Source organism: Nonomuraea sp. NPDC050394, from assembly GCF_044459065.1.
Lineage (GTDB): Bacteria > Actinomycetota > Actinomycetes > Streptosporangiales > Streptosporangiaceae > Nonomuraea.
In genome coordinates this window covers 942,865-958,930 of the sequence record NZ_JBITIO010000002.1, presented here as the reverse complement: position 1 = coordinate 958,930, position 16,066 = coordinate 942,865, and the positions used below count along the sequence as shown (strand labels likewise).

Sequence of the window (16,066 nt, the reverse complement as noted above, 5' to 3'; positions counted from 1 at the left end):
CATGCGTTTCGGCAGATCGCCCGGTACCTTGTGTCGTTGGTCAAATTTCCCCCTATGTGGAGGTATCGGGGTGTCCAGGGTGACGTTCCGCGAGCGTGCTCGGTACTGGTTCGACAACACCATGTCCAAGGGCACCCCGTCGCTGATCGGCTGGCTCGCCCTCGTCTCGGTCGCGCTCATTCTCGTGGTCACCGGGCTCACGCTCTGGCTGGCGCCCGAGGAGCCGGAAGGCGTCGGCGGACCGGGCCACGTGCTCTGGATCTCGCTCATGCACGCCCTGACCCCCAGCAAGGTCGCCAGCGACAAGGGCAGCATCTGGTACATGACGGTGATGTTCGCCGGCTCGCTCGGCGGCATCTTCATCGTCAGCATGCTCGTCGGCCTGCTGTCCAACGGGCTCAAGCAGCGCGTCGACCGGCTGCGCCGGGGCCGCTCCCGCATCGCCGAGTCCGGGCACACCGTGGTGCTGGGCTGGTCGGACCAGGTGTTCACGATCGTCGGCGAACTGGCCAAGGCGCACGCCAGCCAGCGCGGCTCGGTCATCGCGGTCCTCGCCGAAGGCGACAAGCTCGCCATGGAGGAGGAGATCCGCGAACGCGCCGGCGACCTCGGCAGGACCCGCATCGTCTGCCGCACGGGACGCCCCACCGAGCCCCGCGACCTCAGCCTCATGAACCTGGCCGCCGCCCGCTCGGTCGTCGTGCTCTCCCCGGAGGGCGAGGACCCCGACGCGCACGTCATCAAGATCCTCCTAGCGCTCGCCAAGCGCTCCGGCATCCACCCGCCGGTCGTGGCCGCGCTCACCTCCGGCCGCAACATGGCCGCCGCCCGCCTGGCCGGCGGCCCCCTCGTGCACCTGGTCGACTCCGATGACACCGCCTCCCGGCTCATCGTCCAGTCCTCGCGCCAGTCGGGCATGTCGGTCGTCTGCATGGACCTGCTCAACTTCGACGGCGGCGAGATCTACCTGCGCCCCGCCGAGCTGCTGGCGGGCAAGACGTACGGCGAGGCGCTGCACGGCTACCACTCCGCCACCGTCATCGGCCTGCGCACGAGCGCCGGCGTCGCGCTGAACCCGCCCATGGACACCGAGATCGGCCCCAAGGACGAGGTCATCGTCATCGCCCACGACGACTCCTCGATCTGGCCCGCCGCCGGAGCCCCGAAGATCGACGAGTCCGCCGTGGCCGTCTCGGAACGTGCCAAGCACGCGGCCGAGCGCACCCTGCTGCTCAACTGGAACGGCCGCGCCGAGCAGATCGTGCGCTACCTCGACGGCTACGTCGCCCCCGGCTCCGTGCTGGAGGTCGCCGCCGACCACCCGAAGGCCGGGGCCAACCTCACCGGCCTGCGCAACCTCACCGTGAACCTCAAGGACTGCGACACCACCGACCGCTTCGCCCTCGAAGCGCTCGGCCTCGGCCTGTTCCAGCACGTCATCGTGCTGTCCGACGACCGCTTCAAACCGGACCACGCCGACACCCGCACGCTCATGACGCTGCTGCAGCTGCGCGACATGCAGACCAAGCTGGGCGAGCACTACTCGATCGTCAGCGAGATGCACGACGAGAGCAACCGCTCGCTGGCCGAGGTCACCGAGGCCGACGACATCGTCATCAGCGACACCGTCATCGGGCTGCTGCTGGCCCAGCTCGCCGAGAACCAGCACCTGGCCGACGTCTTCGGCTACCTCTTCGACTCCCACGGCTCGGAGATCTACCCGCGCCCCGCCTCCGCCTACGTCAGGACCGGGGTCGAGGTCGGCTTCTCCACCGTGGTCGAGGCGGCCCGCCGGCGTGGGGAGACGGCCATCGGCTACCGGACGGCGTACGCGCGCAACAAACCCCCGCACTACGGGATCGTCCTCAACCCGGACCGGTCCCGGCGTGTGTCGTTCGGCCCGCATGACTCGGTCATCGTCCTGTCGGAGCGCTGAGGCCCCACAATGACCCTGTGAGGACCATTGACTGGGTGGACGGCGCCATCGAGCTCGTCGACCAGACGAAGCTGCCCGACGAGCTCGTCACCCTGCGCATCACCGACGTCGACACCCTGATCGGGGCCATCCGGCGGCTGTCGGTGCGCGGCGCGCCCGCGCTCGGCGTGGCCGGCGCCCTCGGCGTCGTCCTGGCGGCGGGCGACGCCGCCCAGATCGCCCGGCTGCGCGCCGCCCGGCCGACCGCCGTCAACCTGGCCTGGGCCGTCGACCAGGTCGCCGCGCTCCCGCCGGAGAAGGCGCTGAAGGCCGCCCTGCGCATCAGGGACGAAGACATCGCCGCCTGCCACGCCATGGGCGCGCGCGGCGCCGACCTGCTCGAAGGCGACCGGCTGCGGGTCATGACCGTCTGCAACACCGGCGGCCTGGCCGCCGTGGAACGGGGCACGGCGCTGGGCGTCGTCCAGACCCTGCACGAGCGGGGCCGGCTCGGCGAGGTCCTGGCGCTGGAGACCCGGCCCCTGCTGCAGGGCGCCCGCCTCACCACCTGGGAGCTGGCCCGCATGGGCGCGCCACACCGGCTGGTGACCGACTCGGCCGGGCCGTACCTGCTGGCCAGGGGTGGCATCGACGCGGTGCTCATCGGCGCCGACCGCATCGCCGCCAACGGCGACGTCGCCAACAAGATCGGCTCGTACGCGCTGGCGCTCGGCGCCGAGCGGGCCGGCGTCCCCTTCATCGTCGTCGCCCCCGAGTCCACGATCGACGAGGGCACCCCGTCCGGCGGGCAGATCGCCATCGAGGACAGAGGCTCGGAGGAGGTCACGGCCATCCGAGGTGTACGGCTGGCGCCCAAGGGCACGGAGGCGGTGAACCCGGCGTTCGACGTGACACCCCACGACCTCGTCACGGCGATCGTCACGGAGAGGCGGGTGATCCGGCCCTAGAAGGCTCCAGGCGATCCAGACGGCCCAGACGAATAAGGGCAACTCCCGGACCGGCCCGCACCTCCCGCGTTACGCTCAGTTGTCACCTCAACGTGATCCCCCGGGAGCAGACCGTGGCCATCGACCTCATTCTTCGACGCGCATGGAATGCTCGGCCGCCGCGTGGCGACTACACGCAGCTCGACGCCACACGCGGCGTGAAGGTCCACTACACAGGAGGCCGTGTCGACCCCGGCCTCACGCGTGACCACGCGAAATGCGTCGCTCTTGTCCAATCCATCCAGAACCACCACATGGACGGCAACGGCTGGATCGACATTGGCTACACGTATGCGGTTTGTCCGCATCGGAAGGTGTTCGAGGGGCGGGGGCCGCACCACCTGCCCGCCGCCAACGGGGCCGGGCTCAACGCCGGTCACTACGCAGTGCTAGGGCTCGTCGGCAACGCCGGGCTGGTGCAGCCGCCCGACACGATGCTGCACGGCATCATCGACGCCGTCGAGCACCTGCGGGCCAAGGGCGCCGCCGGGCGGGAGATCAAGGGGCACCGCGACGGCTTCGCCACCGACTGCCCGGGCGAGGCGCTCTACGCGTGGGTGCGCAAGGGCGCGCCGCGTCCCGGCGGGACCCCGCCGGACCCCGATCCGCCGTCCGCGCCGCCCTTTCCCGGGCGGCTGCTGAAGTACCCGCCGGTCATGTCCGGACAGGACGTGCGGACCTGGCAGACGCAGATGAAGAAGCGCGGCTGGGAGATCGACGCCGACGGCGCGTACGGACCCGCCTCGCGTGACGTGTGCCGCAGATTCCAGCGCAACCAGGGCATCGCCGACGACGGGATCGTGGGGCAGCTCACGTGGCGGCTGGCGTGGGAGGCGCCGCTTCCCTAGGCGACCCCGGAGCATTGTTCTGGATCGGTTCCGCTTACTATCCGAGACATGGAACTGGCAGCCGGGTATCCCCCCGCCACCCGTGACGACTGGCACGCGATGGCGCTCGCCGTGCTGGGCAAGTCCGGCCTCGACTTCGAGGCGCTGACCAGCCGGACCTACGACGGGCTCACGCTCCAGCCGCTCTACGACGCCGCCGACCTGCCCGGCACGCCCCGGCCGCCGCTCGGCGCGCGTGGCTGGGACGTGCGCCAGCGGCACTCCGTGGCCGACCCCGAGGCGGTGCTCGCCGACCTGGAGAACGGCGTCACCTCGCTGTGGCTGGCCGTCGGCCCGGACGCGATCCCGGCCGCCGCCCTGCCGCGGGTGCTCAAGGACGTCTACCTGGACCTCGCGCCCGTCGTGCTCGACGCGGGGCCGCTGGCCGAGCAGGCCGCCGAGGTCCTGCTGGGGCTGGCCGCCGGACGTCAGGGGCCGGTACGCGGGAATCTGGGGGCCTCGCTCGCCTCGGTGGAGCCGCGGGTGGTGGCCGCCCTGGCCAGGCGGTGTGCGCAGGGGTACCCGGAGCTGCGGGCGGTGGTCGTGGACGCCACGCCGTACCACGACATGGGGGGCAGCGACGCGCAGGAGCTCGGCTGCTCGCTGGCGCTCGGGGTCGCGCACCTCAGGACGCTCACCGGCGCCGGGCTGAGCGTGGAGGAGGCGTTCGGGCAGCTGGAGTTCCGGTACGCCGCGAGCGCCGACCAGTTCGCCACGATCGCCAAGCTGCGGGCGGCGCGGGTGGTGTGGGCGCGGGTGGCCGAGGTGTGCGGCGGGCCCGCGCGGCAGTCGCAGCACGCGGTGACCAGCGCGGCCATGATGACCGCGCGCGACCCGTGGGTGAACATGCTGCGCACCACGCTGGCCTGCTTCGGCGCCGGGGTGGGCGGGGCGGACGCGGTGACCGTGCGGCCGTTCGACGCCGCGGTGAGGGAGCCGGACGCGTTCGGGCGGCGTATCGCCCGCAACACCCACGCGCTGCTGATGGAGGAGTCCGGCGCCGCCCGGGTGGCCGATCCGGCGGGTGGCTCCTGGTACGTGGAACGGCGTACGGCGGAGCTGGCCGAGGCGGCCTGGACGTGGTTCCAGGAGATCGAGGCGGCCGGAGGGCTGCCGGGCGGGGCCGCGGAGCTGGTGGACGGGCGCATCGCGCGGGTACGGGCCCGGCGCGAGGCCGACATCGCGCACCGGCGCCTGCCGATCACCGGCGTGAGCGAGTTCCCGGACCTGGGGGAGAAGCCCCTGCCGGGTGGCGCGCCGAGCAGGAGCGGGCGCTACTCCGAGCCGTTCGAGGAACTGAGAGACCTGGCCGACGCGCAGCCGGAGCGGCCCACGGTGTTCCTGGCCACGATCGGCCCGGTCGCGGCGCACACCGCGCGGGCCACGTTCGCCGCGAACCTGTTCCAGGCGGGCGGGCTGGCCACCGAGAGCGCCGGGCCCGGAGTGGACGCCGAGCGGATCGCCACCGCCTTCGCCGTCAGCGGCGCGCGGGTGGCGTGCCTGTGCTCCAGCGACAAGCTGTACCCCGAGCATGCCGAGGCGGTCGCAGCGGCGCTGAAACGGGCCGGTGCGCGACGCGTCTGGCTGGCGGGGAAGGGGGAGTACGAGCACGTGGACGGCCGCGTCTTCGCCGGGTGCGACGCGCTGGCGGTGCTCAGGACGACCTTCGACGACCTGGAGGTGGCACGATGAGCATCCCCGACTTCACCTCCGTCCCGCTCGCGGGCGGCGGGCAGGACCACCCCGCCGAGGTGGCGGGGGAGGTGTGGGAGACGCCAGAGGGCATCGGGGTCAAGCCGCTCTACACGGCCGCCGACCTCGACGGGCTGGACTTCCTCCAGACCTATCCGGGGGCGGCGCCGTACCTCAGAGGGCCCTATCCCACGATGTACGTCAACCAGCCGTGGACGGTCCGGCAGTACGCGGGCTTCTCGACGGCCGAGGACTCCAACGCCTTCTACCGGCGCAACCTGGCGGCCGGGCAGAAGGGGCTGTCGGTGGCCTTCGACCTGGCCACGCACCGGGGGTACGACTCCGATCATCCGCGGGTGGCCGGTGACGTCGGGATGGCCGGGGTGGCGATCGACTCGATCTATGACATGCGGCAGTTGTTCGACGGCATCCCGCTGGATCGCATGTCGGTGTCGATGACGATGAACGGCGCGGTGCTGCCGATCCTGGCGCTCTACATCGTGGCGGCCGAGGAGCAGGGTGTGGAGCCCGGGCAGCTTGCCGGGACCATCCAGAACGACATTCTCAAAGAGTTCATGGTCCGCAACACCTACATTTATCCCCCGGCACCCTCCATGCGGATTATTTCGGATATTTTCGCTTATACCAGTGAAAAGATGCCGAAATTCAACTCCATCAGTATTTCGGGGTATCACATCCAGGAGGCCGGGGCCACCTGTGACCTGGAGCTGGCCTACACGCTGGCCGACGGGGTCGAATACCTGCGGGCGGGGGTGGGCGCGGGGCTGGACATCGACGTGTTCGCGCCCCGGCTGTCGTTCTTCTGGTGCATCGGCATGAACTTCTTCATGGAGGTCGCCAAGTTGCGGGCCGCGCGGCTGCTGTGGTCGCGCCTCGTTTCCGGATTTAATGCGAAGAATCCGAAATCTCTGTCCTTGCGGACCCACTCGCAGACGTCCGGCTGGTCGCTGACCGCCCAGGACGTCTACAACAACGTCGTGCGCACCTGTGTGGAGGCCATGGCCGCCACCCAGGGCCACACGCAGTCGCTGCACACCAACGCCCTCGACGAGGCGCTCGCCCTGCCCGGCGACTTCTCCGCGCGCATCGCCCGCAACACCCAGCTCCTGCTCCAGCAGGAGTCCGGCACCACCCGCGTGATCGACCCCTGGGGCGGCTCCTACTACGTCGAGCGCCTCACCCACGACCTCGCCGAGCGCGCGTGGGCCCACATCAGCGAAGTCGAGGAGGCCGGGGGCATGGCCAAGGCCATCGACGCCGGGCTGCCCAAGCTGCGCATCGAGGAGGCCGCCGCCCGTGCCCAGGCCCGCATCGACTCCGGCCGCCAGCCGGTGATCGGCGTCAACAAGTACCGGCCCGCCGCCGACGAACCCATCGACGTGCTCAAGGTCGACAACAGCGCCGTGCGCGCCCAGCAGATCGACAAGCTGCGCCGCCTGCGCGCCGAACGTTCCGGCGACGAGGTACGGCAGGCGCTCGAAACCCTCACCAAGGCCGCGGACGCCGCCCAGAACGGCACCCGCGGCCCCGGCCTCGGCGAGAACCTCCTGAAGCTCTGCGTCGACGCCGCCCGTGCCAAGGCCACCGTCGGCGAGATCTCCGACGCGCTGGAGAAGGTGTACGGCAGGCACGCCGGCCAGGTGCGTACCATCTCCGGCGTGTACCGAGACGAGGCCGGCCCGGCCGCCAACATCGAGCGCGTACGCGAGGCGTGCGCCGACTTCGAGCGCGCCGAGGGCCGCCGGCCGCGCATCCTGGTCGCCAAGATGGGCCAGGACGGTCACGACCGGGGCCAGAAGGTGATCGCGACCGCCTTCGCCGACCTGGGCTTCGACGTGGACGTCGGCCCGTTGTTCCAGACGCCGGAGGAAGTGGCGCGCCAGGCCGTCGAGGCCGACGTGCACATCGTCGGCGTGTCCTCGCTGGCCGCCGGGCACCTGACGCTGGTGCCCGCGCTGCGCGAGGCCCTCGCCGCCCTCGACGCGGAGGACACCATGATCGTGGTGGGCGGGGTGATCCCGCCCGGCGACTTCGCCGAACTGCGGGCGGCGGGCGCCAGTGCGATCTTCCCGCCGGGCACGGTCATCGCCGACGCCGCCCTCGGCCTGCTGAAGGACCTCACCGCGCGGCTGGGCCACTGACGGGCGAGCCGCTGGACAAGTGAGGCGCAAGTATCACGCATGTGAGGCGCAGTTGAATCCAGTCTGACAGCTCTGACTGGAAGGACGTGTGGTGTCCATGCCGTTGCACGATCAGTCCGAGGCTCCGGCGGCGTACGGTGTCGGCTGGGGCAGAGGCTCCCGATAGCGACAGCTCCTCCGTCTCACCTTCCCGGAGGGCGGGTGCCTCCGGGAAGGTCGATCTGGTACTTCACGAAACCCGGGTTGGTGGCCACCTTGTCGTACAGGCGGCGGGCCGTGGTGTTGCCCTCCTGGGTGTGCCAGTAGACGCGGGCGCAGCCGTTGGCCCCGGCCCAGTCGGTGACCGCGGCGATGAGGGCCCGGCCCACGCCCTTGCCGCGTACGTCCGGGGCCGTGAAGAGGTCCTGCAGGTAGCAGAGGTCGGTGTCGGGAGCCGAGGTGCTGCCGTGGACGAGGAAGTGGGTGATGCCCACCAGCCGTCCGCCGAGCCGGGCGCCGAGCGCGTGCAGCCGGGTGCCGGACCGGAACTCCTGCCATGCCCTGTCGTACATGCTCTGCGGCTCGCTGCGCCGGTAGAAGGCGATGTAGCCGCGGAACAGTTCCTCCCAGGCGTCGCGATCCGATGGCAGCAACTTCTCCACAGTGAGCATGCACCCCAATCTACGGATGAATCCGCAGGTGGGGCAGGGCCACTCGCCGCGCTTACCGCCCGACCACTACTCCTCGGGCCAGGGGGCGCCGTCGCAGGTGCTGAAGGTGAACGTCCGCGTCATGGCGTTGGGGGACAGCACCCGGAACTGCACCGTGTGCGCCCCGTCCGACCGGATGTGCGCGTACCCCAGCACCAGCTTCGTCGGCGCCGTCGCCGCGGCCTTGCCCATGTCGCGGCCGTCCAGGATCCACCGGTAGGTGAACGGCGTCTTGGTCCCGGCGCTCACGGTGGCGGCGATGTTCGACTGCCGGTAACAGTCGCCGGTCCGCAACCCCTCCGACCGCAGGCTCACCGACCCCACCCGCCCGCTGGGCGCGGCCGGCTGGGACGTGGAGGGCTTCTGCGTGGGCTTCTGCGTGGGCTTCTGTGTGGGTTTGTCTGTGGTGGGTGGGTCGTCCGCCGTGGGCTTGGTGTCCGGGTTTTCCCGGGTACGGCGCGCCGTCGGCTTCGGCGTCCGGGACGGCTTGCCTGACTTCCTCGCCGTCGGCTTGGCCGGGCCCGCGCTGCTCGGCGGAGGCGTACCCCCGGACGGCAGCCCGAGCGGCGTCTGGGCGACCGGCCAGGAGATGCCGGTGACCAGCGCCGTGACCAGCCCGGAGGTCACCACCACCGCGCCCGCCGCCGCCCCGGCCACCAGCAGCGCCCGCCTCCGGCCATCCCCGCCGGACGGGCGAGGCGCCCGGGTGTCCGCTCCCGGGAAGGGGTGAACCTCCGCTTCGGGGGACGCGCCGATGAGCTGGAGCAGGACCTCCTGCATCGCCGGGCGGGCGGCGGGGTTCTTGGCCAGGCAGCGGGTGACGATCGGGCGCAGGGGGCCGGTGAGGTCGCCGAGGTCCGGGTCGGCGTTCTGGATCCTGGTGATGACCGCGGGCAGCGAGTCGTTGCCGAACGGCGGGCGGCCCGTGGCGGCGTACACCATGACGCCGGCCCACGCGAACACGTCGGTCGCGGGGCCGACGCCCGCGCCGGCCAGTTGCTCGGGGGCCATGTAGGCGGGGGTGCCGACGATGCTGCTGGTCAGCGTCAGGGAGGCGCCGGAACGGGCGATGCCGAAGTCGATGACGCGGGGTCCGTCGCGGCCGAGCAGGACGTTGCCGGGCTTGAAGTCGCGGTGCACCACTCCCGCCCGGTGGATGGCCGCGAGCGCGGTGGCGGTGGCCACGGCCAGACGCTGCAGCCCCGCCCCGCCGTGCCGCCCGGCCTCCGCCAGGGACGGCCCCTCCACGTACTCGGTCACGATGTACGGCCGGCCGCCGGTCGAGGCGTCCAGCACCTGCGCCACGCAGAACGGCTCCACCCGCCGCAGCGCCGCCACCTCCCTGGCCAGGCCGTCCCCGCCCTCGCGCAGCACCTTGACCGCGACCCTGGTGCCGTCCGGCGCCTGCCCGAGGTAGACCACGCCCTGGCCGCCCTCGCCGAGGCGGCCGGTCAGCCGGTAGGCGCCGATGGTCTGCGGGTCGTCGGGACGGAGCGGGCGCATCTAGGACGTCGCGCACATCTTGAACGACACGGACGCGGAGCCGCCGCCGACGACCCTGTACGCGGCGGTGTGGGGGCCGTCGGACAGGGAGAGCTGGCGTTTGGAGAAGACGTAGTCGCTGCGGCTGCCGTCCGGGAGCTTGCCGGAGCCGGTCTCGATGACCTCGCCGTCCACGATCCACTGGAAGGAGTACCGGGCGCCGGGGACGGTGGCGTCGATCCCGGCGCCGAAGTTCATGGAGCCCACGTAGCAGGTGCCCTCGTCCTTGATCTTGGACGCGCCTTGGGAGCGTACGTAGGCCACGGAGAACCGGGCGGCCTTGGTGGGTGTGGGGCGCTTGGTGGGGGTTCGGGTGGGGGTGGCCCTGGTGGGGGTCGGGCGTACCGGGGTGCGGGTCGCGGTGGGGCGTACCGGGGTGCGGGTGGGCGCCGGCCCGGCGGTCCTGGTGGCCGGTGTGCCCGCGCGGGTCGGGCCGTCACCGGGTTCGCGGGTCTTGCCGCCGCGGTTGCCGCTCGGTCCGCCGGTGGCCGGGCGGTCGTGGGAGCTGCGCCCGCCGGTGCGGGACCTGCCCTGGCCGCTCTTCGGCACCTCTCCCGAGCCGGGCCGGAGGGCCAGTGTGGTGAGTTGTCCGGCCAGGGTGACCTTCCACACGACGGCGGTTCCCGCGGTCAGCGCCAGCGCGGTGGCCACCGCCGCCCCCGCCAGCACCGGCACGCGGAACCGCCGCCTGGGGCTCGTGTTTCCGGGGGCGGTCGCGGGGCTGCCTGCCGTACCTCTGCCGGATGGGCCGCCGAGCAGGCGGAGCAGGACCTCCTCCATGGACGGGCGGGCGGCCGGGTCCTTGGCGAGGCACGCGTAGACCACCGCCCGCAGATGCTCGGGCAGGTCGCCGAACTGGGGCTCGTTGTGCAGGATGCGGTTGATGATCGCGGGCAGCGTGTCGCTGCCGAACGGCGGCGTCCCCGTCGCGGCGAACACGATCACCGACGCCCACGCGAACACGTCGGCGGCGGGCCCGACGCCCGCGCCGGCCAGTTGCTCGGGGGCCATGTAGGCGGGGGTGCCGACGACGCTGCTGGTGACGGTCAGGGAGGTGCCCGCGCGGGCGATGCCGAAGTCGATGACGCGGGGTCCGTCGCGGCCGAGCAGGACGTTGCCGGGCTTGAAGTCGCGGTGCACCACTCCCGCCCGGTGGATGGCCGCGAGCGCGGTGGCGGTGGCCACGGCGAGACGGTCGAGGTCGGCGCCGGCGTGGCGGCCGGCCTCCGCCAGCGAGGGCCCGTCCACGAACTCGGTCACGATGTACGGCGTGCCGCTCGCCGAAGCGTCCAGCACCTGGGCGATGCAGAACGGCTCCACCCGGCGCGCCGCCGCGATCTCCCGCTCGAAGCCGCCCTCGCGCAGCACCTTGACCGCGACCCTGGTGCCGTCCGGCGCCACGCCCAGATACACCACGCCCTGACCGCCCTCGCCGAGCTTCCTGACGATGCGGTACGGCCCCACGCCCGGCGGTGTCACTAGTCCTCCATCGAGCAGACGCTGAACGGCATCGACCTGGCCGCGCTGCCCGGCGCGGTGACCTTGAGGGTGACGTTGTGCCCGCCGGTGCCGAGCATGTACTGGTGCGCCAGGGCCGGAGCGGTGAACTCACCCTTCGGCACCCAGGTGCGGTTGCGGTGCTTGACCTTCCCGTCGACCACCCACGCGTAGCTGATCCACACCTCCGACCTGCTCGACTCCAGCGAGCCCGAGAACCCGACCGGCGGCATGTGGCAGCTCGCCGTGTGGTCCTGGCCGGGGCCGCCGTGCAGGTCGATGCCGAGGACCCGGACCCTGGCGGCGGCCGGCGCGGGCTTCTTCGTGGTGCGCACGGGGGTGGGGGTCGTGCGTTCGGGCGTGGCGCGGTCCCGCGTCGGGGTGGGGCTCTGGGTGACGCGCTCGTTCGACGGCTTCGGTTCGGGGGTCTGCTTCGGGGTCTTCCCGGGGGTGGTCTTGGCGGGGCGCGGAGTCCTGCCGCCGGTCGCCGTGGGTGTCGCGGTGGCTGCCGAGGTGTACGGCGCGGCGGCCGCCCACAGTCCCGAGCCGCCGCCGAGCCAGGTCAGCCCCGACACCAGCCCACCGGCCACCACGACGGACCCGGCCACGGCCAGCGGCACCACGAGCGCGGCCCTGACCGGTTTGCGGCGCCGTACCCGATCGGTGGCCTGATCGCGACGCGCGCCGGGATCGGTGACCGGCCCACCGTGGGCACGCTCCCACGCCGGGCCCGCGTGTCCCCTTGCCGAGCCCGCGTGTCCCCTTGCCGGGCGTGCGTGTTCCCGTGCCGGGATCTGGACGTCCGGGCCGGGGCGCTGGTCGCCGCCGAGGAGGCGTAACAGGACCGCGCGCATCGGCGGGCGCGCGGCGGGGTCCTTGGCGAGGCAGTCGTACACGACGCCGCGCAGCTGCCGGGGCAGGTCGCCGAGCTGGGGCTCGTTGTGCAGGATGCGGTTGATGATCGCGGGCAGCGTGTCGCTGCCGAACGGCGGCGTCCCCGTCGCGGCGAACACGATCACCGACGCCCACGCGAACACGTCCGCCGCCGGCCCCACGTCGTGCCCGGCCAGCTGCTCGGGCGCCATGTAGGCGGGCGTGCCCACGATCCCGCTGGTCGCGGTGGCCGCCGCGTCGGTCGCGCGGGCGATGCCGAAGTCGATGACCCGCGGCCCGCCCGGCCCGAGCAGCACGTTGGCGGGCTTGAAGTCGCGGTGCACCACGCCGGCCTCGTGGATCGCCGCCAGCGCGGTGGCCGTCGCGACCGCGAGCCGCTGCAGGTCCGCGCCGGCGTGCCGCCCCGCCTCATGCAGCGACGGCCCTTCCACGTACTCGGTCACGATGTACGGCCTGCCGTACCCCCGGGCGGGAACGCCTTGCCCCGGACGGTGCCGCCGGCCGGGCCCCGGAGCGTCGCCGAGAGAGGCGTCGAGGACCTGGGCGATGCAGAACGGTTCCACGCGCCGCGCGGCCGCGATCTCCTTGGCGAAGCGGTCGTCGCCGCCCAGCCCGTCGCGCAGCACCTTCACCGCGACCGGCGGGCCGTTGCCGGCCTGACCCAGGTACACGACGCCCTGGCCGCCCTCGCCGAGCCTGCCGGCCAGTCGGTAGGGACCGACGGCGGCGGGGTCGTCGGGACGGAGGGGCGCGAGCGTGCCCATCTACTCCGTCCCCACCGGGCACACCTCGACCGCGATCGACTCGCGGGCCGTCACCGGTGAGGTGACGCGAAGGGTCACGGTGTGCCGCCCGGGGATCGTGAGGGCGGGCGGCGGGACGACGGCGCGGGTGCGGGCCTCGGTGATGTACGCCGTGCCGCGCCTCGCCACCTGCCCGTCCACGATCCAGGCGTAGCGGAAGCGCACCGGCCAGCGCGTTCCCTCGACGAGGCCGCTGATCACGGTGTCGCCCACCTGGCAGTCGCGGGTCTGGGCGGTTCTGACGCCTTGGGCGCGTACGTACAGGACCCGGATCGTGCCGGCGTCCCGCGTGGAGGAGGAGGCGCTGGGGGAGGGCGTGGTGGAGGAGCCGGGGGAGGGCGTGCCCGTCGCGCGCGGGTGGCGGACGCGGGTCTTGGTCGGCTTCGGGCTTGATGAGGACGCCGAGGCGGGCGTCACCGTCGTGACCACGGGGCCGGCGTCGCGGCGGGGGTCGGAGGTGAGCCAGACGATCGCCCCGGACAGGGCCAGCACCATCACCCCGGACACGCCGGCGATCAGCGCCCGCCGTACCCCTCGGCGGACGGGCGAACGGCCCGCCTTCGCGGCCGGGAGCGGCTGCTCACCACCCAGCAACTGCAGGACGACCTGCCGCATGGCGGGGCGGAGCCCGGGATCCTTGGCCAGGCAGCCCTGCACGATCGCGCGTAGCGGCTGCGGCAGGTCGCCCAGCTCGGGCTCCTCGTGCAGGATCCGGTTGATCACCTCGGGCAGCGCGCCGTCGCCGAACGGCGGCCTGCCGGTCGCGGCGAACACCACCGTCCCCGCCCACGAGAACACATCGGCGGCGGCCCCGGCGCTCTGCCCCGCCAGCTGCTCCGGCGCCATGTAGGCAGGCGTCCCCACCACACCGCCCGCGCTCGGCGTGTGGTCATCGCCGGCCAGCCCGAAGTCGACCACCCTCGGCCCGCCCGGACCCAGCAGCACGTTGGCCGGCTTGAAGTCCCGGTGAACCACGCCCGCCTGGTGGATCGCCGCCAGCGCGGTGGCGGTCGCGTTGGCCAGCCGCTGCAGCTCGGCGCCCGTGTGCCTTCCCGCCCGCTGCAGAGGCGGCCCGTCCACGTACTCACTCACGATGTACGGCCGGCCGGCGAACGCGGCGTCCAGCACCTGTGCCACGCCGAGTGGTTCCACGCGGCGGGCGGCGGCGATCTGCTCGGCGAGGCGGTCGTCCCCTGTCCGGCCTTCGCGCAGCACCTTGACCGCGACCGGCACGCCGTTCCTGGCCTGGCCCAGATAGACCACGCCCTGACTGCCGGCGCCGAGCCGCCCGACCAGGCGGTAGGGTCCCACCACCGCCGGATCGCCCTCGCGCAACGGTTCGACGTGCGGCATGAGGGGAGTGACTCCTGTGACGGCTGAGATGGATCTCCAGAGACCCTAGCGCGTGGAGACACGATTTGTCGGAACTTAGTCCGATAAACACGTAAACACCCCCCACCACCAGCCCAAACCCCCCAACGCCCCGCACCGCCCCACCAGACCCCTCGCCCGCGTAGCCCCCTGACCCCCGAAATGTCACCCCCAGCCACACCGCAAGCCCACTCCTGACCCGGATCACCCCCACGGGATCACCCCCACGGGATCACCCCCACGGGATCACCCCCACGGGATCACCCCCACCGGGTCGCCTCCGCCGGATCACCCCCACGGGTCTCCGCCGGGTCGCCTCCCTCCGCCGGGTCGGTTCTACTGGTCGGCTCCGCCGGGTCGCTCCCGCCCGGGGCGTGCCCGGAGGGCGGCGTGTCCGCAGGGCAGCTTGCGCCGCGCCCCCCGCTGGGTGACGTGACCCGCGGGGCGGTGTGCCTGCGGGGCTGGCTCCCGGGTCGGGTGGGTGGGGGTGGTGGGGTGTGTGGGGCTGGGTGGGTGGGGGCGGGGAAACGTACGATCGGGGGCATGCGGTCGGTCGAGGACTATGTCGAGGGTGTGAAGGCCGGGTCCCGGACCTGGATCGGGCGGGCGATCACGCTGGTGGAGTCCACGAAGAGTGACCATGCGCGCCTGGCGCAGGATGTGCTGGTCGCGCTCACTCCCCTCGCCGGGCGGACGTGGCGGGTCGGGGTGTCCGGGGTGCCGGGGGTTGGGAAATCTACATTTATCGATGGGTTCGGGACTTTGCTCACCGGGCTGGGGCATCGGGTGGCGGTGCTGGCCGTCGATCCCTCCTCCACCCGGACGGGCGGCAGCATCCTGGGAGACAAGACGCGGATGGGGCGGCTGGCGGCTGACCCGCATGCCTACATCCGGCCTTCCCCCACCTCGGGGACACTCGGGGGAGTGACCAAGGCGACCCGGGAGGCCATGGTCGTGGTGGAGGCCGCCGGGTACGACGTGGTGCTCGTCGAGACCGTCGGCGTCGGCCAGTCGGAGACCGCCGTCGCGGACATGGTGGACAGTTTCCTGCTGCTGAGCCTGGCGCGTACCGGGGACCAGCTCCAGGGCATCAAGAAAGGGGTGCTGGAGCTGGCCGACGTGATCGCCGTGAACAAGGCCGACGGAGAACACGAGCTGGCGGCGCGCAAGGCGGCCAGGGAACTGGCCGGTGCGCTGCGCATGCTGCGCTCGGAGGGGCCGCCGCCTCCGGTCCTCACCTGCAGCGGGCTGACCGGCGCCGGGCTGGAGGAACTGTGGCGGCAGATCGGCGCCCACCGGGAACGGGTGGACGTGGCGGCCAGGCGACGCGCCCAGCAGGTGCGATGGACATGGACACTGGTCCAGGACCGGCTGCTCGCCGAGTTGCACGGCGACCCCGAGGTGGCCGCGCTCACCAAGGAGGTCGAGCGCGAGGTGCTGGCCGGCGAACTCACCCCCGCCCTGGCCGCCGACCGCCTCCTGGCCGCCTTCAAACGCCGCTGACAGACGCCGCTGGCAAACGCCGCCTTCAAACGCCGCTGGCAAACGCCTACTGACTACCCCGCCGTAGCCGCCACACCGGGCCCCACCCCAAAGCGCCCACGCTC

11 protein-coding genes are annotated in these 16,066 nt (G+C 72.6%); 6 read left to right on the top strand and 5 right to left on the bottom strand.

Going from position 1 to position 16,066, the window contains the following annotated elements:
• Nucleotides 1–70: 70 nt before the first annotated feature.
• The 5 genes from ACIBKY_RS12435 (at nt 71) to scpA (ending at nt 7,663) form a co-directional block, all read left to right on the top strand.
• The gene (locus tag ACIBKY_RS12435) at nt 71–1,936 is read left to right on the top strand and encodes a potassium transporter TrkA (RefSeq protein WP_397096742.1); all 1,866 of its coding nucleotides are present in this window, start codon (nt 71–73) and stop codon (nt 1,934–1,936) included.
• Nucleotides 1,937–1,953: 17 nt separating this feature from the next.
• A complete protein-coding gene (mtnA, locus tag ACIBKY_RS12430; protein ID WP_397096741.1) occupies nt 1,954–2,883 on the top strand; it encodes an S-methyl-5-thioribose-1-phosphate isomerase in 930 nt (309 codons plus the stop codon).
• A gap of 113 nt (nt 2,884–2,996) precedes the next feature.
• Nucleotides 2,997–3,770 carry an N-acetylmuramoyl-L-alanine amidase gene (locus tag ACIBKY_RS12425; RefSeq protein ID WP_397096740.1) on the top strand — a complete coding sequence of 258 codons (774 nt, stop codon included), beginning with the start codon at nt 2,997–2,999 and terminating at the stop codon, nt 3,768–3,770.
• Between the two features lie 48 nt (nt 3,771–3,818).
• The gene (locus ACIBKY_RS12420; RefSeq protein ID WP_397096739.1) at nt 3,819–5,501 is read left to right on the top strand and encodes a methylmalonyl-CoA mutase family protein; all 1,683 of its coding nucleotides are present in this window, start codon (nt 3,819–3,821) and stop codon (nt 5,499–5,501) included.
• Complete coding sequence (gene scpA / locus ACIBKY_RS12415) at nt 5,498–7,663, top strand: methylmalonyl-CoA mutase (protein WP_397096738.1); 2,166 nt, start codon at nt 5,498–5,500, stop codon at nt 7,661–7,663. The genes ACIBKY_RS12420 and scpA overlap by 4 nt, the downstream gene beginning before the upstream one ends.
• Nucleotides 7,664–7,845: 182 nt before the next feature.
• On the opposite strand, the gene ACIBKY_RS12410 is transcribed toward scpA, so the two are convergent.
• The 5 genes from ACIBKY_RS12410 to ACIBKY_RS12390 form a co-directional block, all read right to left on the bottom strand.
• Complete coding sequence (locus ACIBKY_RS12410; RefSeq protein ID WP_397096737.1) at nt 7,846–8,313, bottom strand: GNAT family N-acetyltransferase; 468 nt, start codon at nt 8,311–8,313, stop codon at nt 7,846–7,848.
• 66 nt (nt 8,314–8,379) lie between these two features.
• Complete coding sequence (locus tag ACIBKY_RS12405; RefSeq protein WP_397096736.1) at nt 8,380–9,855, bottom strand: protein kinase; 1,476 nt, start codon at nt 9,853–9,855, stop codon at nt 8,380–8,382.
• The gene (locus ACIBKY_RS12400; RefSeq protein ID WP_397096735.1) at nt 9,856–11,373 is read right to left on the bottom strand and encodes a serine/threonine protein kinase; all 1,518 of its coding nucleotides are present in this window, start codon (nt 11,371–11,373) and stop codon (nt 9,856–9,858) included.
• Nucleotides 11,373–13,049, bottom strand: coding sequence for a serine/threonine protein kinase (locus ACIBKY_RS12395; protein ID WP_397096734.1), 1,677 nt, complete (start codon nt 13,047–13,049; stop codon nt 11,373–11,375). Before ACIBKY_RS12395 ends, ACIBKY_RS12400 begins: the two co-directional genes overlap by 1 nt.
• Nucleotides 13,050–14,441, bottom strand: coding sequence for a serine/threonine-protein kinase (locus ACIBKY_RS12390; RefSeq protein ID WP_397096733.1), 1,392 nt, complete (start codon nt 14,439–14,441; stop codon nt 13,050–13,052). It abuts the gene before it with no gap.
• A gap of 561 nt (nt 14,442–15,002) precedes the next feature.
• On the opposite strand from ACIBKY_RS12390, the gene meaB reads away from it, so the two are divergent.
• Nucleotides 15,003–15,962 carry a methylmalonyl Co-A mutase-associated GTPase MeaB gene (gene meaB, locus ACIBKY_RS12385; RefSeq protein ID WP_397096732.1) on the top strand — a complete coding sequence of 320 codons (960 nt, stop codon included), beginning with the start codon at nt 15,003–15,005 and terminating at the stop codon, nt 15,960–15,962.
• The last annotated feature ends 104 nt before the right edge of the window (nt 15,963–16,066 follow it).